This window comes from Serratia marcescens (genome assembly GCF_029846115.1).
GTDB classification, from domain to species: domain Bacteria; phylum Pseudomonadota; class Gammaproteobacteria; order Enterobacterales; family Enterobacteriaceae; genus Serratia; species Serratia marcescens_L.
In genome coordinates this window covers 4,294,736-4,315,499 of sequence record NZ_JARVZZ010000001.1, presented here as the reverse complement: position 1 = coordinate 4,315,499, position 20,764 = coordinate 4,294,736, and the positions used below count along the sequence as shown (strand labels likewise).

Here is a 20,764-nt window from a genome sequence, read left to right as displayed (position 1 = left end):
CCCGTCGATTTTGCGGGGGATTTTCCCCCATCAGGCGTTTTTTATTATAGGCCGCGTTTTTTTAAGCTGAGCGCCTTCCTGAGCTAAGCGAGAAAAAATATGAAAAGCAAAGTGTTTAACCGCAGCCTGCTGGCGGGCGTTGTCATCAGTCTCTGCAGCGGCCTGTTGGCGCCCGCCGCGCTGGCCGCCTGTGCGGGCACCGAACTCAGCGCCTGTCCCGCGCCTTTCGATGCGCAATTGCCGGACACGCACAAGATGCTCACCTGGAGCCAGAGCGACCGGGTGATCGGTTTTCGTAACGACTACCGCAACTATGCCGGGGATGTGTTTCACCACGGCAATGCCACGCCGCTGGTGGCTGCCGCTAAACAGCTAACGAATGCCAGCTATCGGGTGAATGGCAAAACCTACTACCTGCAGGACTATCTGCAGCGCCAGAACGTCAGCGGCATGCTGGTATTGAAGGACGGCAAAATCGCCTGGAAATATCTGGGGCAGGGCAATACCGACGCCACGCTGTGGACGTCGCGCTCCGTGGGCAAATCGGTGGTCGCCACGCTGGTGGGCGTGGCGATTAAACAGGGCAAGATCCGCTCGCTCGACGATCTCATCACGCAATACGAACCCGATCTGAAAGGTACCGCGTGGGACGGCGTGACCCTCAGGCAGTTGATCACCCACACCTCCGGCGTGGCGTGGAATGAGGATTACACCAACCCGAAATCGGACTTCGCGCAGCTGACCGAGTGTGAAGCCAGGCCCGGCACCTACGCCTGCGTGCGCAAGCTGGTAGCCGGTTTGCAGCGTGCGCATCCGACCGGGCAGAACTGGTCTTACTCCTCCGGCGGCGCGTGGCTGTTGGGTGACGTGCTGGAACGCGCCACCGGCATGCCGCTGGCGGCCTATCTGCAGCAAAGCATCTGGCAGCCCTACGGCATGGCGAGCGACGGCGTGTGGCATGCCTACGCCAAAGGCCAGCATGACGTGGGCGCGCACGGGTTCAACGCCACGCTGGAAGACTGGGGGCGCTTCGGTGAGTTCATTCTGCATAACGGGACGTTGCCGAACGGCAAACAGATCTTGCCGGAAGATTGGGTAGCCCAGTCGTCCAACTGGACGCGGGCGACAGGCTCGGTGTCGGCAGCGCACCCCAACGGCATTTACGGCTACCAATGGTGGAACAACGAAGTGCCGGTGAATGCGGCCAACGTTGAGCCTACTCCGCAGGCCTCCCTGAAACATTCCCTGTGGGCGCTGGGGATCTTCGGCCAGATGATTATGGTCAATCAGGCGGAGAATCTGGTGATCGTCCAGTGGTCTACTTGGCCGCAGGCAGAGCCTTCTTTCAGCGCACAACCGCTGGAGGCTTCGCTGATGTTTAGCGCGATAGCGAAGGCATTGCGTTAATTCCACGGAGCGAGCAGGGGCGGTTGCCATTCCGCCCGTGCATATAACAGCGCGGAAACGGCGGTCTGGGCTATGCTTTTCACCACATCCATTTTGCGCCGAAACGGGCGTGACAAAAGTGCGATAGGTCAGGCCCGGTTGAAGCTCTTTATCGAACGGCTCTTCACAGGAGTGGCTAAATTGAAAATCGATTGGCATAGCGCATTGCTAACACGCGCCACGATCGTGGATAAAAGCTACAAAAATACGCAAAATGTCCGTCGTTTCATGGTTGAGGCGTGCGGAGAAGATTTTCGCTTCGATCGTGAATTTATGGCATGGATACGCAATGACGTGCCAAAGACATTAGGTGATGTCGTCGATGAGTGGCAGCGTAGGTACCCCCTCAACCTTAGCGGATAGGGTGCAACCTGCGGGCCACTTCCTTGCGGCCCGCCTCTGTCGCTATCCTCTGAATGGACAGCGTTCAGAACGTATTAAGGGTGCTTTTTAGGGAAAGCGTGCCGCGCCGATAATGTGGCGAGAATGTCGTTCAGCGCAGACAGGCACTCTCTGCCGTGATATTCCGCCGCCGGAAATCCCGAGCGTTCTCCGTGAGGCAAAACCAATAGCGGCAGCGATTGATTTTGCTCGCCGGCCAGCTCGATAACGGCCTGTCTGGGTTTCTCAAAACGGACGTAGGTCACTTCTATGGCGTTTGCCAATTCCGGATTTTTCGCCAGCAGCCCTTCCAGCAGCGTGCAGTCGGGGCAGAAAAACGGCTCCCCCGGATAGTGGCCATCGTGAAATCCCATATTGAGTAAAAACAACCGATCTTTTTCCATAAACTTCTCCGTTTGTAATGGAATAGGTTCGCTATTCCGCGATGCGATGCCGTTAATGGCCTGGCTTGCAAAACGTTAAACGCCGAATTTGGCCACCTCCTGTCACGCAGGCCTGTCACTGGGGCCATGTTTGAGGCCGGCCCCAGATTGAGCATGATTGGCGGGCTTAAAGCGAGAAGCCGAGCGCCAGGTAAACCAGCAGCGACAGCCCGCCAGTCACTAACGCGTAGGGGAACTGCGTCCTGATATGCTCGATATGCTCACAGTTGGTCGCCATGGAGGCCACGATGGCATCGCTGGATATCGGGGAGGTCATGTCGCCGAAGATCGAACCGGCAATGGCTGCGCCGATCATATATTCCGCCGGAATACCCAGGGAGACGCCCAACTGCACGCCGATAGGGATCATGATCGCGAAGGTGCCCCACGAGGTGCCGGTGGCCAGCGACATCACGGCGCTGATCAGGAAGATGAAGCCGATCGAGTAGCCGGAGGGGATCACGCCGGAAGTGACGGCGGCAATATATTGCCCGGTGTTGAGCTCTGCGGAAATGTGCCCCATCAAGAAAGCCAAAATCATGATGGAGCTTATTTTCACCATGCTGGCGTAACCGATATATAACTCTTTGAAAAAGTTTTCGATATTCAGAACGCCACGCAGGGTAAACCAGATGAATGAAACCGCGGTGCCGAACATCACGCCGGAATAAACGGACATGGAGCCGCTGCCCCGGGAGAACTGGCCGTCACCGGTAATATAGAGCGCGATGGGCACCATCAGTACGGTGGAGAGGATAGGGATGAAAAAATTAAGCAACGAATTGCATGCCGGATGATCGATCACGTCATCCTCCTGCTCGCTGTCGTCATCGGTGAGAGCGTCGGCGTTGGCCTCAAAGCGGAGCTCCGCCTTTTTCATCGGCCCCCATGAAAAGCCGGAAAGGATATAAAACAGCACAGAGGCAAGCGAGAACCAGGCCATGATATTCCACACCATGGCGCCCGCTAAAATTTCAAAAGGTTCCCCGTCGATATATCCCTTGGCGATCTGCACGCCAATAACCCCCATCATTGCGGCGCCCCAACCGTTGATCATGACCGAGGAGCAGACCGAAACGCAGGATGTCTGGATAATGTAAGACATTTTCTCGGGAGACACCCGGTAGCGTTTGGCCAGGTCTTTGGTGGAGGCGCCGGCAATCAGCTGATTGATGGAGCTTTCAATAAAGATCAGTGCGGTGACGATCATCGCCAATAACTGCACGGAGCGTTTATTGGTGACGTAGTCGTTCTTCTCGGTTAAAAACTGCACCAGCCTTCTGACCCCGCCGGTAACCACAATGAGCCGCATAATGCCGCCGATCATCACCATAAAAACGACGGTTCGGGCATTGCCCGCAGAGGCGAAGGTATCAATGATGCCGTTCAGCGTGGCGCCAATCCCGCCGAGCAGGCTGTGATTGATAACGACGAAGCCGACAAAAATACCGGCCAGCAGCGACAGGATCACTTGCCGGGTAAAAATCGCCAGAAAAATAGTCACCAAAGGTGTGATGACGGTCCATATCCCGTAATCGTGCATTTTTCGTCTTCCTTATAATCGTCAAGAAATGCAGGAGAGAGCATGGTCGAGATCGCCGATCAGATCGCCGGCGTCTTCGATGCCGATCGACAAGCGAAGCGTGGTGTCATAGATGCCGATGGATTCCCGTTCTTCGCGGCTCATGGCGCCATGCGACATTGAGGCGGAATGGTTAACCATGCTTTCGACGCCGCCAAGGGATTCGGCCAACACGAAATACTTCAGGCGTGGCAGAAAGGCTTTCACACTCTGAATGTCGCCTTTCAAACGGACGGTGACTACGGCGGCCCCCGAACGCATTTGCTTTTGACACAGGGCGTATTGAGGATGTGATTTAAGCCCCGGGTAGCAGACGCCGACAATGGCGGGATGGTTTTCGAGGAATTCGGCGATGGTTTGCGCATTTTGGCATTGCCGCTGCATGCGCACATCCAGGGTTTTCAGGCCACGCAGCGCCAGGTAAGCATCGAACGGCGAGGCGATGGCGCCGACGGTCGTTTTGATGAAATCCAGCTGTTCGGCCAGATGTTGCCGGTTAGTGATCACCGCGCCGCCGATCAGATCGGAGTGCCCGCCAATATATTTGCTGGTGGAAAGCATCACGATATCGGCCCCCAGTGTCAGTGGGCGTTGATTCCAGGCGCTGGCGAAGGTGTTGTCCACGCAGGTAGCGATGTCCCGCGCTTTGGCGATCCGACAGACCTCCTGAATGTCGACCAGTTCCAGCAGCGGATTGGTCGGCGTTTCGATCCAGATCAGGCGCGTATTCGCCTGAATGGCGGTGTTGACCGCCTGCGGATCGTTGAGATCGACATAGGTGAATGTCATTCCCGACGTCATTTTCCGCAGCTTTTCAAAGAGCCGCCAGGTGCCGCCGTAAACGCCGCACATCGCGATGACGTGTGAATCGCGGGGCAGTAATTCGAGGATCAGCGACGTCGCCGCCATTCCGGAGGCGGTCGCCGTGCAATAGATACCGTCCTCAAGCTCGGCCAACGCGCTTTCATAGGCGTTTCGCGTTGGGTTTGCCACTCTGGAGTAACAGAAATCGCCGCCTTCACCGAGGTTGGGTTGAATAAACGAACTGGCGGTGACGATGGGAGGAAATATGGCGTTATGCCCTGGGTCGGTTTGATTGCCGGCATGTACGGCCAATGTCGCAATAGAGGGTACGGGTTTCATAAATTAGCCTTTTTTGGTCTGATTATAGAGAGTGCGTTTTTTGGAATGTTTTATCCGACATGATTTGAATAATCTGTCTGTCGGTGTGTTGCATGGCTGAGGCGGCCAGCCGGCACAGGGCGTCGATCGTGGCTTCGACATCTTCATGCACGATGCCGTCATGCTGATTCGCCACCCAATGCTGTTTGGCCATCAGCACTGATTTGACGGCGCTTTCGGTCGTGCTGGAAACCTTCATGGCGCAGGTGGCAGATGCCCCGTCGCAGATAATGCCGCTGATGTCGCCAATCATGTTTTTAATGGCGCCGCTGATGATGGCGTAATCTTTGCTCAGCAGCCAGGCCATGCCGGCGGCGGCGCCCATTGCGGCAGTGGATGCTGCGCACAGGGCCGACAGGCGCGCGTAACGAGAATGAATGGAAATCGCGACCAGATGGGATAGGGTGACGGCGCGCACCAGTTCTTCTTCGCTCCGCTGCAGGTGTTTGGCCAGCGTCACGACCGGTATCGTGGCGGCGATGCCTTGATTGCCGGAGCCGAAATTGGTCATGGCCGGCATGGCGGCGCCGCCCATTCTGGCGTCGGAAGCGGCGACCGTATCGATGACGATGCGATCCTTAAGGGTGGTTTGACGAAAGATCTCGGCCCCGGCCAGGCGCAGCGCGCCATTGACATTCAACCCGTACGGCGTGTTCTGCCCCTCTGCGGACAACGCGCTATTGAGTTGGACGGCTTCAAGCATAAAGGCGATATCGTCATAGGCGACGTTCTGAATAAAATCCACCGCCTCCTGAATTGAAAATCGCGGCGGCGTGGTTGAATGGCGATGGCCAACACGAGTTTGCGGCGCCAGATTCCCTGCCACGCCGTCGACAGATAAATGAGTAATCTGGGTATGGTTATCTTCGATAACTACCCGGCAACGCTTTATATCAGTAACGACGGTAATCTCGACGTAAATAAGCGAATCGCTGTCCCGTGTTTGAATGCATACTTTGTTTTCATCGATTAATTTTTTGGCGAGAGTAATATGTTCAGGGTTGACGTCGCGTAATAACTCCAACGCCAGTGACGCATTGCCGCCTACTGCACCAATGGCCGCCGCAAGCCGCACGCCGTGGCCTGATATATTTGGCAGGCGGACGCCGTCAGCATTTTTATAGAGGTTTTTGGATATTTTACCGAATATTTCAACAATATTCCCTTCGGCATGTTGGGCAGCGGTGGCGGCGGCAAAGGCGATGGCGATAGGTTCTGTACAACCCAAGGCTGGCCTGACTTCCCGCTTGAGCCAGGCGAGAAGAGAGTGAGAGGGACTTATGTTTTCTATCATGGCGGAGACTCGTTTTAATATTTTTTTTAGGATATTACTGGCATTGGAGAAAAGCTTACCTTTTTTATCATTAATTTTATGGGTAAATGGAATTTTTTTCTCTTTTATTCTTTCTTTATGTCTTGGTGTTTTTATTATAACGTATTGATTTATATTTGTTTTATTGGATTTTTGTGAAAATGTTGTGATTTGCATCACAAAGATATTGGAGAATTTTTTACCAAGCAATGGCGTAATGGCGGGATTGTTTCACTGATTTTCCTTGATGTGGGGCAATTTTTATCGAAAAAATGAAAGGCATGTTTATTTAAAATAGAATCAGGTTTGATATTGAATGGTTATTCGCATGATGGTTAATTGTGAAAAATATGCTAAATTCGCATCCATCAACATATATAATGCGTTTTATCACATTCAGGCGAAGTCAATAATGTGGGGGATGTTGCAGTAGATAGGGATAATAACCTGTCTCGATCCTATCAAAGCCGTTAGGTCGCTTGCCGCTCTTTTGGTGGCGAAGGCAAAAACGTTCGACTTTCTCTGAATTCGCTTCTTTGACGGCAAGCTATTGTGCTGTGCACGCCGTCGGCGAGTCTAAACCCTAACCCCGCCGATCAAACCGATAAACCAGCACTAACGCCAGCGCCAGGAGCAGCAGCGGCGGGGCGAGGGCGGTGAAGGGCGCGTTGAGGGCGAACAGCAACCCCAGGTTGAGAACGATCTGGTAAGCGATGTAGGTCAGCAGCCCGATGATGACGCCAAGCGCTAACCGGCTGCCCATGCCGGGGGCGCGTGGAGCGGTGAAGGTAAACGGGATGGCCAGCAAAATCATCGCCAGCACCAGCAGGGGCTGGCCGAGTTTTTTCCACAGCGCCAGGCGGTATTCGGTGCTCGGCTGCCCCGAGCCCTGCAGGTAATCGATATAGCGCTCCAGCTGTTGCAGCGAGAAGCTGCCGGCCGGCAGAGTCAGCTCTTTCAGGCTCGGCACGGCGAACAGCGAGCGCCACGGCAGGCTGCTATGCCGCTCAATCGTCTCTTTTCTGCCTTGCCAGCGTTTCTGCATTACGTTGTGCAGCAGCCAGCTGCCGTCGGCGGCGGTGCTGGCGCTGTCGGCGTAGATATAAGATTCCAGCGCGCGGTTGGCCTGATAACGGAAGATCTCGATGCCGTGGGGCTGGTCGTTCTCATCGACGGTCTTCACTGTCACAAACTCGTTGCCGCGCCGCGCCCACAGCGGGTTCACGGTCACGTCGTTATCGTTCGACTGCGCCAGGGCGTTGTTCTTCATCTGCAGCGCGCGTTGCTGCAGCGGCGAGGCGGCCCATTCATCGAGGGCGCCGAGCGACAGGTTCATCAGCAGCCCGGCGGCGAGCATCACCAGCGCGATGCGGAATATCGACATCCCGGCGGAGCGGATCGCGGTCAGTTCCAGGGTTTTAGATAGCTGCCCCAGCCCGACGATGCCGCCGAGCAGCGCGATAAACGGCCCCAGATCGACCAGGCTGCGCGGCAGGGTCAGCACGGTCACCAGCAGCGCCTGCTGCCAGCGGTAGCCGCCCGGGGTCACGTCCTCCAGCTCGTTGATCAGCGTAAAGGTGGTGAACAGCGGAATGAGCAGCCCGGCCGCGGCGGCGAAGCCGATGAACACGTTGCGGATCAGGTAACGGCTAAAAATAGTCATCGGGAGGGTTTCCGCAGCAGGGATAAGTCGCGTGCCAGCAGCAGGGCGATGCCGGCAGCCATCGCCAGCGGCACCAGCCAAACGCCGGGGATCGTCGGCAGAGAGCCGTTGGCGACCAGCGTGCGGCAAATGTTGCCGCCATAGAAAATCGCGGTAAACAGCACCGTCAGGGGCAGCAGCGCGGCGTAGCGCCCTTGTCGCGGCTTGATGCGGCTAAAGGGGATCGCCAGCAGCACCATCAGCACGGTGGTCAGCCCGCGGCTCTCGCGCCATTGCAGTTCGGCGGCGTCACCCGGATCGGCGGAGCGCGCCAGCTCCGCCGGCGAGGCCGATTTGTGCCGGCTCTCGGCGCTGGGCATGAACGGCTTGAGCGCGATGTCGAAGTTGTCGTAGTTCTGCCCGTTGTCGTCGGTGCCCTGGCGATCCAGCACATAGGCGGTGCCGGTTTTCAGCCGCACGGCGGGGCTGGCGGGGGAGGCGTCGAGCACCTCCACCGACTGCGCGCGGTACAGGTTGGTGTGATGGCCGCCGCGCACATAAATCAGGGCGTCCGTCAGGTGGTTGGCCGTTTTGTCGACGTGATTGGCGAGGATCATGCGGCCGTTGCCGCTGACGTTGAATTTGTCGGCCTGCAGGTGGCTCACGTCCAGCACCGACTGCGACTCTTGCTGCAGCTGATAAATATTGGCGTACGCCCAGGGCCTGCCATACAGCGACAGCAGCGTAACCGCTATCGCCAGCGGCACGGCCAGTATCAGCACCGCCTTATACAGCCGCAGCGGGCTGGCGCCGGCGGCCAGCATGGCGGTGATCTCCGCATCGCTGTACAGCTGGCTCAGCGCCACCGCCACCGAAACATACAGCGCGACGGGCAATATCATCTCCAGCGCGATCAGCGATTTATAGAAAACCACGTCGGCTACCACCCGCAGCGCCAGCGTGCCGTTGGCGGCGTCGGTCAGGTAGCGCTGGGCGGAGTAGCTGGCGAACATGAAGATCAGAAACCCGGCGATCATCATCACCAGGCGGCGGATCTCAACCGTGATATAGCGTTCAATCAAAGACATGCGTCATCGGCTCCCGGCGGTGTGCGCGTCATGGCGTCTCCCGGTCGATCAGGGTGCGCAGCAGGGCGATCACTTGGTCAACTTCCTGTGGGGTGAGTGCGCCATCCTTCGCCCACTGCACGCGCCCGGCCTGGTCCAGCACCACGATGGTGGAGCTCTCCTCCGGCAGCCGCCAGGCCATGCGCCCCAGCCCGTCGCTGTCGACGATGAACTGTGCCCAGGGATAATGGCGCTTGTTTTTCTCGATCTTGCCGCGCACGAAGAAGCCGGAGCCCGGTATCGCATCGTCGGTGTTGACGATGGTGGTGGGCTGGAAGCGATCGCCCGGCAGGTTCGCGTCCTTGACGGCGTTGATCAGCAGCGAGTTCTTCTTTTTAGCGGAGGTGCGCCCGGCGATGTACTGGATCACCCGCACCTTGCCCGCCAGCTTTGCGCTGTTCCACGGCCGGTAGCTGAAATCGCCGTTGCGCAGCAGCAGCTCGCCGCGATCGGCGATGGCTATTGGCGCCACCGGCTGGCCATGCACGAAGTTATGCGCGGATGCCGCCAGCGGCGACAGCAGCAGCGCGAGGATCAGCAAGCGGCGTAACGTCATCATGGCTCCGCGCAACGCGCTTATCTGCCCGCCGCGATGGCCGGCTGGGAAAACGACAGCGGAAAGCGCGCCAGCAGCAACTCCAGGCGCTGGCGGATGTCGATATCCAGGATCGCCGGCCGATCATAGATATCGCCGCCGGCCAGCTTGTCCGCCACCATCACGTCATGCCGGTCGCCCATCAGGCCGTTAATCGCCGCCAGGAAGCGCGAGATCTGCCGGGCCTCGCGGTTGTCGGGATCGATCGATCTCAGCGTGTCGTAAAACGAGACTTGGCGGCTGACGATTTTGCGCACGTCGTGGAACTGGTGCCCGGTCAGCGCCGGGCCGGCGATCAGCGTTTGCAGCTGGCGCATCTGCTCTTGGCGGTAGGTGATAAAGCCCTGTGCGCTTTCCAGGCGGGTGTGGCGCAGCGCATAGCGCACGTACGACCATACCGGCTTGCTGAGCAGCAGCCGCAGCAGGTTGCCGTACAGCGTCAGGTTCTTCTGGTTGCCGTTGCGAAACGCATCCTGAAAATGGCCGAGCACCACGGTGGTGGTATGAAACAGGCGGTTGGCGCGGTGGGGGGCGCCGTACAGCTGCTGGGCGAAGCGCAGGTGCTTGTAGCGGGCGCGGATATATTTGTAGCGCATGCGGGTAGCCGCCGCCAACTGCGGGTCTTGCAGGAAACCGTTCACCAGTTGCAGCAGCTCGCGGCGGGAAAAGCCGTCTTCCCAAAACTGCAGGCACAGCGCGTAGTTGTCCCGAATGCTCTCGGGGGAGCATTCCAGATCGATCTGCTGCGGCAGGCTGATATTCGCCTCAACCAGGTCGTCCTCTTCCACGGCGACAAACAGCGCCTGGGTGGTTTCGGTGGAGAACTTCTTCCAATTATCGTGAGCGGTCATTGATTACTCTCTTTGGGCACATTCAGCCCCAACATAAAGCGATTGCGGTAGGCGCCGATCGTCGGTATCAGGGATAACAGAACGTCTAAACATTGCCCCAGTAAATAAGCGAAGGCGGCGCCCTGCACGCCGAAGGCATATGCCATCGACACCAGCAGCGCAATGTAGGCCGCCGAGGCCGTCGCCTGCGCGATCAGGAAAGCGCGCTGTTTGCCTGCCATAAACAGTAAGGATTCCTGCGGGAAGCCCATCATGGAAACGATGATCGCGCCCAGCATGATTTGAATCAGGTCATAGGCTTCCAGGTATTGCTGCCCGAACACCGCGGAAATGAGCGGTTTGCCCACCAGCAACATCAACACCGCAACGGCAAGGCCGATGCCGCCGGCCAGCAGCGAGGAGCGCAGGCCCAGCAGCCACGGGGTCTTGGTGCGCGGATCCAGGCGCATGATCTCCGGATAGAAGCTTTTCTCCAGCAGCTTGGCCGGGGTGCCCGTCGCATCGAAGAAGGTCATGGCGATCTTGAACAACCCGGCGGCGGCCGGCCCGAGCACCACGCCCACCAGCACGGTGGTGCAGGAGTTGCGCGCGGCCCAGATGGTATGGGCGATGTTGGTGGTCCAGACGAAGTTCCAGGCGCCCTCGATGCGGCGCGCGACGTTGAACAGCCGTGGCCTCAGCGCGCCGTGGATATCGCGGCGGCGCAGTTCGCGCGCGGTGAACCACCAAAACAGCGTGCCGCCGATCAGGTTAGAGGCGTACCAGGTGACGATAAAGCCGGGGAACCCCAGATCGAAATAATAGGAGATGACGCTGCCCACCGCCTGCAGGAACGGTTTGATCGCCTGCTGGATGGCGATGAGATCGAAGCGGTTGAAGGCGCGCAGCACGCCGGTCGGCGTGGACGACGTCATCGACGGGATCAGGGTGCAGTACAGCATGGCGAGCCAGAAACTTTCGCTGTCCAGCCCCAGGGCGTGGGACAAGAACGGCAGCATGATCATGCCGCCCAGCACGGCGATGACGCCGCTGGCGATATCCAGCCCGAAGGAGAAGGCGACGACGTCGCGGAAGCGCCCGGTGTTTTGATGCTCCAGCGCCGGGGTGCCGAATTGCACCACAAACTGCCAGGTCTGGAATTTGATGAAATCGCTGACCGCTTTGGTGTAAGCCTGGATCACCACCAGCACGCCGAACATTTCAGGCGACATGCCTTTACCGGCGCAGGAGAGCGCCAGCAGGCCGAGCAGCGCACTGGCGACGCTGCCGGAGCCTAAGTAGGCGGCATTACGTAAAATGGAGCGAAACGCGCCATCGGAAAACCACCGTTTCATAACCTAAACCAGCCGTTACCATTGTTTTTTTGCATCTTGTGTTCTGCCGTCATGCGCTTGCCCTGTATGCGTTTAATAAACCTGAGTTTCTTCGCCGGCGTTTTCGCCGGGTTGCCCGATATCGCTCTGTGGGCGCTTCGCGGGGTTCACTACGGCGGAAATGGCGTTGAGCGCGTTGCTCAGCACCTCGTCGTAAGGGGCTCTGGCGTCCAGCTCGATGATGCGCGCGCCGTTGTACTGCAGGCGCACCATGGCGGAAATCTTGTCTTTCAGCTCTTCATAGCTGTGATCGGGCTTGCGGGAAAACGCCGTATCGACGTCGATATCGAGGCGAATGATCAGCGCCGGCCGATAGACGGCCATGCGTTGATATAAACGGCGTTCGCGCACCGCCAGGCGGCTCAATAACCAGCCTTTTGCGCGTTCCACGCCGATACCGGGCCCGTCGTAGTAAAAACCTGAAATTTCCGCCTGCGGGTAGCGATCGCTGATCACCAGCACGCCGCTTTGCGCCAGCTGCCGCACCTTGCGCAGGTTGGAGGCGCGCCACAGCGAAAAGCCGTACATGATCAGCGCCGCCCACAGCGCCGGCGGCCTGTTGCTCATGCGCTGAGTTTTATCGGATTTGGCCGCCAGGCGCCGTTCCAGCCACACGCCGATAAACGGCAATTTCTTGATTTTGTCGCCGTCTTCGCCGGAGATCAGCCCCAAATAGCGCCGCTGCGTGGGGCGATGCTGCTGCAGGTTTTTTACCAGATCGGCGGTCAGCGTAGACTTGCCGGTGCCATCGCTGCCCACCACGGCAATCAGTCCGGTGATGCAGGAGGAAGAGGTATCCTGTTCGGCAGTGAGTTTATTTTTTTTCATCTGTTTCGGTACGAAAAGGTTATTTGTCGGCTAGGCATTGGCAGCCCTCAGCGATATTTTAACGGCGCGCAGCGAGGCATCGAAAATACGGTTGGCCGGCTCGCGACCGTCTAAATCCAATATGTTAGCGCCGTTAAACGTCAGGTGCGGGATGACGGCGATCTTTTCACGCAACGCCGCCAGCGAGTGATCGGGTTTGCGTGAATAGGCCGTTTGTTCGTCAATATCCAGCCGAATTAATAATAAGGGCTGATAAGACGCCATCCATTGGTACAGGTTTTGTTCGCGCTTTCTCAGCCAGCGGATCCAGCGATTGCCGCCGGCGGTTTTCGCCAGCTGCGGGCCATCGAAACGAAATCCCGCCACTTCGGCCTGTGGATAACGATCGGTGATCAGCAATGCGCCGCTGCGGCTTTTCTTCAGCATGCGACGGAATTTATAAACGCGCCAATAGGAGAGTAAAAAAATCACCAGCGCCGTGGCATTATCCGGCGGCGTGGAAGGGCGCTCATGCACGCGCTCCGACTTCTTCAGCAAATAACGCCCGAAAGGCGCGCCAATAATCGGCAGCGAACTGATCCATTCGCCGATACGCCCGGAGGACTGGCCGAGATAAAGCAGTTCGGCAGGTTCTTGTGGCGATAAGGCGTTGACCAGGCTGGCGGCTAACGTGGATTTTCCTGAGCCGTCACAGCCGGTTATCGCTATTACGCGCACGGGCGAGCGATCAGATGAAGGTCTTATCTGCTGACTCACAATAATTGATCCAATGCGAAAAAAACTATTGTATTCCAATACGCCTTGGGTTCAAGATATTTATTGTGCTTTGCTGCGATAAAATAATGAGATTGCTATTCCAGTTCGTTATTTGAATTGATATTTATGGCGTTCGTTCTTGTTATTTTGTGCTAATTGTTGGTGCGTGGGCCGGTTTCGCTTTTTATGTTAATTTCCGGCCGGGATCACGGCGAGAAAAAGGCAGGGTTTTTCAATTTTCGCTTAATATTTTGTGCTTTTTGGGCGTCGCGTTACGGCAAATTTTTTTCCACGCGGCCGCCACGGCAATGATAAGCGGTAGTTCGCTTCAAATATGGCACGCCGTTTCTGGTGTATTGAAAGAGAGTCTGATTATGAGTGCAAAATTTCCGCCGCTGATTGCGGTTATCGGCAGCGACGGATCGGGTAAGTCCACCGTTTGTGAACATCTGATCGCGTATATGAAACATTATGGCCCGGCGGTACAGGTGCATCTGGGTAAGCAGGCGGGCAACGTCGGCCGCGCGGCGGCGAAATTGCCGCTGCTCGGGCGTTCGGTGGGCAAGGCTATCGAGAGCAATACCAAAAAAGTCAAAACGAAAAAATCCCGGATTGGCCTGCTGCCGTCTGCGGTGATCATCGCTTTTGTGGGGCGGCGGCTGCTGCGTTTTCGCCGCATGCTGGCGTATCGTCGGCAAGGGTTCATCGTGTTGACCGACCGTTTTCCGCAGGCGCAAATCCCCGGCGCTTACGACGGCACGGTTTTTCCCGTCGACGTTGAAGGGAGCCGTTTCGTCCGTTGGCTGGCGGCGCGCGAGCGGGCGGCGTTTCAATGGATGGCGGGGCAAAAACCGGATCTGGTGCTCAAGCTGAATGTCAGTCTGGACGTGGCCTGCGCGCGCAAACCCGATCATCGCAAAGCGGCGCTGGAGAAGAAGATCGCCGTCACGCCGTTATTGACGTTCGGAGGCGCCGACATCGTGGATCTCGATGCCGATCGGCCGATCGGGGAGGTGCTTTCGGCGGCGGAAAAAGCCATCGCGGAATTTATGGAGGCGCAGGGTTATCGCTATTCGGCTGATGGCGTATCAACGGCTGCGCACTGAGGTGCGCATTCGTTCGGCGGGGCGGCGATGCCATGTTCAGCACCGCCGCCGCGGCCGAGAGGGAAAGGCTTTATTTTTTCAGCGCCGCAAAGGCGCGCACGATGGTGTCTATCTCTTCATCGCTGTGCGCGGCATTGACGCTGCAGCGCAGCAGGGTGACGCCCGCCGGCGCGGCCGGTGGCAGCACCAGGTTTACATATACGCCGTGGGCGATCAGCTCGCGCCAGAAACGCAACCCTTCTTCCTTTGAGCCGATCATCACCGGCACCACCGGGCTGATGCGCGGCCCCAGGGTATACCCCAGTTCGGCGAGGCCGTGGTACAGGCGGTGCGCGTTGCTCCACAGCTTTTCCCGCAGCTCGGGATGGCGCGCGATTTTTTGCAGCGCTGTACGCACCGACGCGATGCTGGACGGCGACGGCGACGCGGTAAAGATATACGGCCGGCTGCTGTAGCGCAGCACGTCCATCCCCTTGCCGCCGACGGCGAAACCGCCGATCGAAGCCAGGCTTTTGCTGAAGGTGCCCAGGATGATATCCACGTCTTGCTCGACGCCCAGCGCTTCGGCCAGGCCGCGGCCGTGCTCGCCCATCACGCCGAAGGAGTGCGCTTCGTCCACCAGCAAATACCCGCCGAGCCGCCGCTTGATGTCGACGATTTCCACCAGCGGGGCGACGTCGCCCAGCATGCTGTAGATGCCTTCCACGATAATGATCGCCTCGCGGGCCCGCTCGCCCAGGCGCACCATGCGGCGCTCCAGATCGGCAGCGTCATTGTGGCGGAAGCGAATAATCTCCGCGCCGCCGAGGGCGCAGGCATCGTAAATGCTCGCGTGGCTGTCCGCGTCGATCAACACCACGGCGCCCGGCCCCGCCAGCGTGCTGATGACGCCCAGGTTGGCGGTGTAGCCGGTGGAGAACACGATGGCGCTCGGGCGATCGAAGAATTCCGCCAGCTCCCGTTCCAGCGTCAGGTGCGATCCGTAGCTGCCGTTCGCCATGCGCGAGCCGGTGGTGCCGGTGCCGAGCGCGGCCAGGGCCGCCTGGCCGGCGGCGATCGCCTGCGCATCGAACGTCAGGCCAAGGTAATTATTGGTGCCGGCGAGGACAATCTTTTGATCGCCGATGCGGCCCTGGGTGGCGGAATAGACTTCGTCGATGCAGGTGCCGAACGGATTCAGACCGGACGTTTGAAATTGTTCACGGTCATTGGCAAGCCGCGCAAACTTATCATACAGTCCCATGGTTTTTCTCCAGGTAAGGGCGCAGCGCGTCAAGCAGTTGCTCAGGCGTTCTGACATCAAGCAATATATTGATAGGAATGGAGATATCCAATTCATCTTCCAGCATCATCAGCAGATCCAGGACTCTGATGGATTCCAGGCCAAGATCATTGACGAGATCGCTATCAGGTTTTATTTCCACTCCGCCTTCGACGATACCTTGCAAACACGTCAGGATATAATCCATTACAGCATCGCGATTTAGCATAAGAACGTTGACACACCTCTATTGGGAATAATTAAAACAGCCCTTCGCGCAGCGCGCGCTCCAAACTTACCTGTGGAAACCAATTAATCTGTTGCGACAGCGCGTGATTACTGGCGGACCAGTCGTGATGGGTTAATTCGCGTATTTTGCTGCGCGTCAGCATCGGCTCTTGTTTGACCAGGCGGTTCCACACCACGCTGATATCCGCCAGGGCTTTCAGCAGCGGCAGCGGAATGCCCACCAGGCGCACCGGCCCGTGACGCACGGCGGCGCCGATGTCCCGCAGGCGCAGCCAGTTATAGCCGTCGGCCACGCCGTCGCACAGTTCGTAAATATTTGGCTGTGCGGGTTCGGCCTGTACCCATTGGCTGACCGCCTTTGCCAAATCGCTCACGTGCAGAAAAGAGAGCCTGGCATCGGGCGCACCCAGCCGGGGCAGTACGCCGCGCAGCAGGCCGTTGAACAGCGGTTTCAGCTCTTTATCGCCGGGACCGTAAACCGCCGTTGGGCGGAAAATCCCCAGCGCGATATCGCCCGTGGCGGCGATGAGTTGCTGTTCGGCGGCCTGTTTTGAATGGGCGTACCAGGACAGCGCCGGATGGCGGGCCGCCAGCGACGACATGAACAAAAAGCGATTGCAGCGGCCGTTCTGTTTGGCCGCCTGCATCAGGTTAAGGCTGCCGGTGACGTTGCAGCGGGTGAACACCGCTTCCGCATGCCCGCGCACCTGGCCCGCACAATGCACGACGCACTCCGCGCCGCGCACCAGCTCGGTGAGCGAGGGCCGATCTTCCAACGCGCCGGGTATCCACTGCAGGTTGTCGATGGCGGCTTTTCCGGCTTGCCGCGTCAGGGCGCGCACGTTGAACCCTTGCGCCAGCAGTTCCTTGACGATATGCCGGCCGATAAAGCCGGTCGCGCCCGTCACTGCGACGGTGCCGCTCATTGCGCGAAACCGGCCAGCTGCGGCATTTGCGGGTAGAGCGAAGCGCTCAGCCAGCGTTTTTTGGCCTCCGCGCGCGCGGGTTTGCCCGACGACGTGCGGGGAATGCTGTGCGGCGGCAGCAGCTCGATGTCCACCGCAATGCCGAACTCGCTTTGAATGCGGGCGCTCAGCGAATGCACGATTTGTTCCCGGCGTTCTTCCGAGCTGACTCGGCACTGGATTTGCAAAATGATCCTGGCCGCTTCGTCGTGCTCTTCGGCTACGAAGGCAATCGCATCGCCGGAACGGATTTCCGGTTCGGATTCCGCGACGTACTCGATATCCTGCGGCCAGATATTGCGGCCGCGAATGATGATCAAATCCTTCTTGCGGCCGGTGACGTACAGATAGCCGTCCAGCAGGTAGCCCAGATCGCCGGTGTCCATCCAGCCGGTCACCTGAATTTGCTGCTGGGACTCATCGTCGCAGAAATAACCGTTCATCAGGCTGGGGCCGGAGATCGTGATATGGCCGACCTGGCGTTCCGGCAACGGTTGCCCGGTTTCGCTGCGGATCTCAATGCGGTGGCCGGGCAGCGCTCGGCCGCAGTTGACGAAGGTCGAGATGGCACGGGTCTTCTTGCCGGGCGCGACCGCTTTACCCTCGTACTCCAAAATATCGCGGTCGACCGCGTTGGTTTGCGGGCCGGAGCAGGGATCGGAAAAACTCACCGCCAAGGTGTTCTCGGCCAGGCCGTAGCACGGCATGAAGGCTTTGCTGTCGAAGTTGATGCTGCTGAAGTGTTCGCCGAACTGGCCGAGCAGCTCGGCCGGGATCGGCTCGGCGCCTACGCCCGCAACCCGCCAGCTGGAAAGATCCAGATCGGCCAGCTCTTTGGCGTTGCTGCGGCGCAGGCACAGATCGTAGCCGAACGGCGGGGCGACGGACACCGTACCGCGATTCTTGGCGATCAGTTTCAGCCACTGCATCGGGCGCATGGCGAAATCTTGCGTGCGCAGATAATCGACGGACAGCTGGGTCGCCACCGGCGTGAGCAGGAAACCGACCAGGCCCATATCGTGATAGAAGGGCAGCCACGAAACGCAGCGGTCGCCCGCGCGCAGCTTGATCCCGTTGCGGCTGATCGCGTTCAGGTTCGCCATCGCCGCCCGCTGGGTGATGATCACGCCGCGTGGAAAGCGGGTGCTGCCCGAGGTGTATTGGAGATAGGCGATATCGTCGGGCGAAGGCGCGGGCAACGCGATCTCCGGCTCTGGCAAGGCGTTAAAATCCTCGTCGCTGAGGATGTGCAGCGCCGAGGTGTTTTCCGTGGCCGACGCGATCAGCGGCGTCCACTCTTCGCTGCTGACGATCGCCGCGGGGTTGCAGCTGGCGATCAGCCCTTTCAGTTTGGCGGTGTAGGAGTCGCGTTGGCCCACGCCCATCGGGATCGCCAACGGCACCGCCACCAGGCCGGCGTATTGGCAAGCGAAAAAGGCTTCGACGAATCCCGCACTGGTTTCGGCGATAAGCGCCACGCGATCGCCTTTCTTGAGTTTCAGGGACAATAAACGCCGCGCGCCCGAGATCGCTTTTTGCTGTAGCGTGCGATATTCGAGAACGGTCACGAGTTGATTGCGACGGTCGTAAAAATTCATTCCCGTATTGCCCAGCGCCGCGTAATCCAACGCGTCCACTAAAGTGGGGAAGTCCGCATAGCGCATGGGAAGAGAATGAACGGAACTTGTTTCAGACATAGACAAACTTAGCCATAGATTAAAAATCACCAAAAGAGAAAATCACTCTTGGCGAGGTAATTGATGTTTTACTATGAATAGGTTTTGAATAAGTTTGTTATTCAACCATCTTCATTCCGCGAACAGCGTATATTGCCGTGCTTGAGGGCACGCCGGTTATTAACCGGTCAGAGCGTGAGTCGCCCGTGTTATCAGCCTTGAGCGGCACCCTGGCGATATACGAGAGACTATTGTAATATCCGGGCTGCGCCGTTCCTTAGTCTGCATCTGTCGGGCAGGAAATAACTGTCGGCTCATAGGTTATGACCTCATGCATGGCTATCTTGGAACTTAAACACTTCCTAAACAGTATGCCGCAAGAAATCCAAAAGTGAACGATTCATTTAAGGCTAATCTTAAAAAGAGCATTAAGTGGTAAAGATGGCGGCACACCTCCTGATTAAAGTCGGTACACTAAAAGCGGCGAGTTTCTTTTGCCGTAATAGCACGAAATAATAAAAGAGCACCATTAGCGTAGCCTGGCTGCGCCGCTTTCTGTTTCCTTTTTTTATCAATTACGGACATCACAGGGTGAATGTCGGGCGCAATAATGCGCTGATTCACAGGGGGTAATATTCGGTTTTTCTTATCATTGAACCGGAGGCAATACACAATCCAATAAATGAGAACAGCATAAAAAATGCTAAAGGCGTTGTCGCGCGCTTATTTAATTATTTTATTAAAACGTAAGGCTATTTATGATCCGTATTGAGAAAGTTCTGAGTAAACGCGAACTTAAAGAATTTATTGCTTTCCCCTCGCAACTGTTTCGCGATGATCCGAACTGGATTGAGCCGCTGCATATAGAGCGCGAAGAGCACCTGTCAAAGAAGAATCCCGGCACCGACCACATTGAATGGCAGGCATGGGTGGCCAAAAAACAGGGCAAAGTCGTTGGGCGCATCACGGCGCAAATCGATTCTCTGCACCGGGAGCTGCATGGCGAGGATACCGGCCACTTCGGCATGATTGACGCCGTTGACGATCCCGCCGTTTTCAGCACCTTATTCACGGTGGCGGAGGAGTGGCTGAGGTCGAAAGGCGCGCGTAGAATCACCGGGCCGTTCAGCCTTAATATCAATCAGGAAAGCGGCCTGTTGGTCGAGGGGTTTGACACCCCGCCATCGGCCCTGATGACGCATGCCAAACCCTACTACGCGGCGCAAATAGCGCAACAGGGCTACAGCGAAGGGATTGATTTGCTTGCCTATTGGATGAAAAGAACCGACCTGCACTTTTCGCCGTCGTTAACCCGGATGATGGATCAGGTGCGCAAAAAAGTGACCGTTCGCCGCCTCAACCGCAAGCGCTTTCGCGAGGAGATGCAGGTGCTGCGCGAGGTGTTCAACTCCGGATGGCAGCATAACTGGGGGTTTGTCCCGTTCACCGAGCACGAGTTCGCCACCATGGGGGATCAGCTGAAGTTTCTGGTGCCCGACGATATGATCCATATCGCCGAGGTGGATGGCGCTCCCTGCGCCTTTATCGTCGGTCTGCCGAACATCAACGAAGCGATTGCCGATCTGCAGGGGCGGTTATTGCCGTTCGGCTGGGCGAAACTCTTGTGGCGGCTGAAAGTCAGCGGCGTGCGCACCGCGCGCGTGCCGTTGATGGGCGTGCGCCAGGAATATCAATTCAGCCGCATCGGGCCGATTATTGCGCTGTTGCTGATTGAGGCGCTGCGCGAGCCTTTCGCGAAGCGCAATATCGACGCGCTGGAAATGTCGTGGATCCTGGAAACCAATACCGGCATGCGGACGATTTTAGAACGCATCGGCGCAGTGCCCTATAAGCGCTACCGCTTGTACGAGAAAACGCTTTAACCGGCTGATAACGCATCGCCTTTTCACGTTCTCAGAATAATAACCGCGCCAGGGCATTTTCGGGCGGTGTCGTTTCAGGGGCAGGGTGACGGCGCGTGAGGGAATG

19 protein-coding genes are annotated in these 20,764 nt (G+C 57.8%); 4 read left to right on the top strand and 15 right to left on the bottom strand.

The features are described from left to right. The first annotated feature begins 99 nt into the window (after positions 1-99). Positions 100-1,407 (top strand): serine hydrolase domain-containing protein, encoded by a 1,308-nt coding sequence (locus QDT79_RS20645; RefSeq protein WP_308317008.1) that lies wholly within the window; start codon positions 100-102, stop codon positions 1,405-1,407. A gap of 180 nt (positions 1,408-1,587) precedes the next feature. Continuing rightward, positions 1,588-1,809: a DUF6434 domain-containing protein gene (locus QDT79_RS20640; RefSeq protein ID WP_308317194.1), complete on the top strand. Its 222-nt coding sequence runs from the start codon at positions 1,588-1,590 to the stop codon at positions 1,807-1,809. Positions 1,810-1,883: 74 nt separating this feature from the next. Here the strand turns inward: QDT79_RS20640 and QDT79_RS20635 are convergent, their stop codons facing one another. The 11 genes from QDT79_RS20635 to QDT79_RS20585 all read right to left on the bottom strand — a co-directional run bounded on the left by QDT79_RS20635 (position 1,884) and on the right by QDT79_RS20585 (position 13,518). Beyond that, entirely contained in the window at positions 1,884-2,231 is a 348-nt protein-coding gene (locus QDT79_RS20635) for a DUF3088 domain-containing protein (RefSeq protein ID WP_308317007.1), read from the bottom strand. A gap of 166 nt (positions 2,232-2,397) precedes the next feature. Next, positions 2,398-3,813 carry a Na+/H+ antiporter NhaC family protein gene (locus tag QDT79_RS20630; RefSeq protein ID WP_063989251.1) on the bottom strand — a complete coding sequence of 472 codons (1,416 nt, stop codon included), beginning with the start codon at positions 3,811-3,813 and terminating at the stop codon, positions 2,398-2,400. 21 nt (positions 3,814-3,834) lie between these two features. Next, positions 3,835-4,995: a trans-sulfuration enzyme family protein gene (locus tag QDT79_RS20625; RefSeq protein ID WP_308317006.1), complete on the bottom strand. Its 1,161-nt coding sequence runs from the start codon at positions 4,993-4,995 to the stop codon at positions 3,835-3,837. 22 nt (positions 4,996-5,017) lie between these two features. Further along, a complete protein-coding gene (locus tag QDT79_RS20620; protein ID WP_308317193.1) occupies positions 5,018-6,328 on the bottom strand; it encodes an L-cysteine desulfidase family protein in 1,311 nt (436 codons plus the stop codon). A gap of 601 nt (positions 6,329-6,929) precedes the next feature. Next, positions 6,930-8,009, bottom strand: a complete 1,080-nt coding sequence (gene lptG, locus QDT79_RS20615) for an LPS export ABC transporter permease LptG (RefSeq protein WP_308317005.1) — start codon at positions 8,007-8,009, stop codon at positions 6,930-6,932. Continuing rightward, the gene (lptF, locus tag QDT79_RS20610) at positions 8,006-9,076 is read right to left on the bottom strand and encodes an LPS export ABC transporter permease LptF (protein ID WP_308317004.1); all 1,071 of its coding nucleotides are present in this window, start codon (positions 9,074-9,076) and stop codon (positions 8,006-8,008) included. Before lptF ends, lptG begins: the two co-directional genes overlap by 4 nt. 28 nt (positions 9,077-9,104) lie before the next feature. Further along, the gene (locus tag QDT79_RS20605) at positions 9,105-9,671 is read right to left on the bottom strand and encodes a YtfJ family protein (protein WP_107226513.1); all 567 of its coding nucleotides are present in this window, start codon (positions 9,669-9,671) and stop codon (positions 9,105-9,107) included. 20 nt (positions 9,672-9,691) lie between these two features. Continuing rightward, the gene (locus QDT79_RS20600; protein WP_107226512.1) at positions 9,692-10,561 is read right to left on the bottom strand and encodes a hypothetical protein; all 870 of its coding nucleotides are present in this window, start codon (positions 10,559-10,561) and stop codon (positions 9,692-9,694) included. Next, a complete protein-coding gene (locus QDT79_RS20595; protein ID WP_004935553.1) occupies positions 10,558-11,895 on the bottom strand; it encodes a lipopolysaccharide biosynthesis protein in 1,338 nt (445 codons plus the stop codon). Before QDT79_RS20595 ends, QDT79_RS20600 begins: the two co-directional genes overlap by 4 nt. Positions 11,896-11,967: 72 nt before the next feature. Continuing rightward, on the bottom strand, positions 11,968-12,762 hold the full coding sequence (locus QDT79_RS20590) for a nucleoside/nucleotide kinase family protein (RefSeq protein WP_063989257.1): 795 nt from the start codon (positions 12,760-12,762) through the stop codon (positions 11,968-11,970). 30 nt (positions 12,763-12,792) lie between these two features. After that, entirely contained in the window at positions 12,793-13,518 is a 726-nt protein-coding gene (locus tag QDT79_RS20585; RefSeq protein WP_063989258.1) for a nucleoside/nucleotide kinase family protein, read from the bottom strand. 374 nt (positions 13,519-13,892) lie between these two features. Here QDT79_RS20585 and QDT79_RS20580 point away from each other — a divergent pair, with 374 nt between their 5' ends. After that, entirely contained in the window at positions 13,893-14,624 is a 732-nt protein-coding gene (locus tag QDT79_RS20580) for a nucleoside/nucleotide kinase family protein (RefSeq protein ID WP_308317003.1), read from the top strand. A 70-nt stretch (positions 14,625-14,694) separates the two neighbouring features. Here QDT79_RS20580 and spt read toward each other — a convergent pair whose 3' ends face one another. The 4 genes from spt to QDT79_RS20560 are packed head-to-tail and all read right to left on the bottom strand — an operon-like array spanning position 14,695 to position 18,796. Further along, positions 14,695-15,867, bottom strand: a complete 1,173-nt coding sequence (gene spt / locus QDT79_RS20575) for a serine palmitoyltransferase (RefSeq protein ID WP_004935542.1) — start codon at positions 15,865-15,867, stop codon at positions 14,695-14,697. Continuing rightward, the gene (locus tag QDT79_RS20570) at positions 15,854-16,114 is read right to left on the bottom strand and encodes an acyl carrier protein (protein WP_015378483.1); all 261 of its coding nucleotides are present in this window, start codon (positions 16,112-16,114) and stop codon (positions 15,854-15,856) included. Before QDT79_RS20570 ends, spt begins: the two co-directional genes overlap by 14 nt. 31 nt (positions 16,115-16,145) lie before the next feature. Beyond that, complete coding sequence (locus QDT79_RS20565; protein ID WP_308317002.1) at positions 16,146-17,060, bottom strand: NAD-dependent epimerase/dehydratase family protein; 915 nt, start codon at positions 17,058-17,060, stop codon at positions 16,146-16,148. Next, positions 17,057-18,796: a fatty acyl-AMP ligase gene (locus tag QDT79_RS20560; RefSeq protein WP_074181172.1), complete on the bottom strand. Its 1,740-nt coding sequence runs from the start codon at positions 18,794-18,796 to the stop codon at positions 17,057-17,059. Before QDT79_RS20560 ends, QDT79_RS20565 begins: the two co-directional genes overlap by 4 nt. 737 nt (positions 18,797-19,533) lie before the next feature. On the opposite strand from QDT79_RS20560, the gene QDT79_RS20555 reads away from it, so the two are divergent. Continuing rightward, positions 19,534-20,658 carry a hypothetical protein gene (locus QDT79_RS20555; protein ID WP_063989263.1) on the top strand — a complete coding sequence of 375 codons (1,125 nt, stop codon included), beginning with the start codon at positions 19,534-19,536 and terminating at the stop codon, positions 20,656-20,658. The last annotated feature ends 106 nt before the right edge of the window (positions 20,659-20,764 follow it).

Excerpts from the sequence above, each read along its gene's own strand:
- QDT79_RS20645 (WP_308317008.1), top strand. The coding sequence starts at position 100 with ATGAAAAGCAAAGTGTTTAACCGCAGCCTGCTGGCGGGCGTTGTCATC.
- QDT79_RS20635 (WP_308317007.1), bottom strand. The coding sequence starts at position 2,231 with ATGGAAAAAGATCGGTTGTTTTTACTCAATATGGGATTTCACGATGGC.
- QDT79_RS20630 (WP_063989251.1), bottom strand. The coding sequence starts at position 3,813 with ATGCACGATTACGGGATATGGACCGTCATCACACCTTTGGTGACTATT.
- QDT79_RS20625 (WP_308317006.1), bottom strand. The coding sequence starts at position 4,995 with ATGAAACCCGTACCCTCTATTGCGACATTGGCCGTACATGCCGGCAAT.
- QDT79_RS20620 (WP_308317193.1), bottom strand. The coding sequence starts at position 6,328 with ATGATAGAAAACATAAGTCCCTCTCACTCTCTTCTCGCCTGGCTCAAG.
- lptG (WP_308317005.1), bottom strand. The coding sequence starts at position 8,009 with ATGACTATTTTTAGCCGTTACCTGATCCGCAACGTGTTCATCGGCTTC.
- lptF (WP_308317004.1), bottom strand. The coding sequence starts at position 9,076 with ATGTCTTTGATTGAACGCTATATCACGGTTGAGATCCGCCGCCTGGTG.
- QDT79_RS20605 (WP_107226513.1), bottom strand. The coding sequence starts at position 9,671 with ATGACGTTACGCCGCTTGCTGATCCTCGCGCTGCTGCTGTCGCCGCTG.
- QDT79_RS20600 (WP_107226512.1), bottom strand. The coding sequence starts at position 10,561 with ATGACCGCTCACGATAATTGGAAGAAGTTCTCCACCGAAACCACCCAG.
- QDT79_RS20595 (WP_004935553.1), bottom strand. The coding sequence starts at position 11,895 with ATGAAACGGTGGTTTTCCGATGGCGCGTTTCGCTCCATTTTACGTAAT.
- QDT79_RS20590 (WP_063989257.1), bottom strand. The coding sequence starts at position 12,762 with ATGAAAAAAAATAAACTCACTGCCGAACAGGATACCTCTTCCTCCTGC.
- QDT79_RS20580 (WP_308317003.1), top strand. The coding sequence starts at position 13,893 with ATGAGTGCAAAATTTCCGCCGCTGATTGCGGTTATCGGCAGCGACGGA.
- spt (WP_004935542.1), bottom strand. The coding sequence starts at position 15,867 with ATGGGACTGTATGATAAGTTTGCGCGGCTTGCCAATGACCGTGAACAA.
- QDT79_RS20570 (WP_015378483.1), bottom strand. The coding sequence starts at position 16,114 with ATGCTAAATCGCGATGCTGTAATGGATTATATCCTGACGTGTTTGCAA.
- QDT79_RS20565 (WP_308317002.1), bottom strand. The coding sequence starts at position 17,060 with ATGAGCGGCACCGTCGCAGTGACGGGCGCGACCGGCTTTATCGGCCGG.
- QDT79_RS20560 (WP_074181172.1), bottom strand. The coding sequence starts at position 18,796 with ATGTCTGAAACAAGTTCCGTTCATTCTCTTCCCATGCGCTATGCGGAC.
- QDT79_RS20555 (WP_063989263.1), top strand. The coding sequence starts at position 19,534 with ATGATCCGTATTGAGAAAGTTCTGAGTAAACGCGAACTTAAAGAATTT.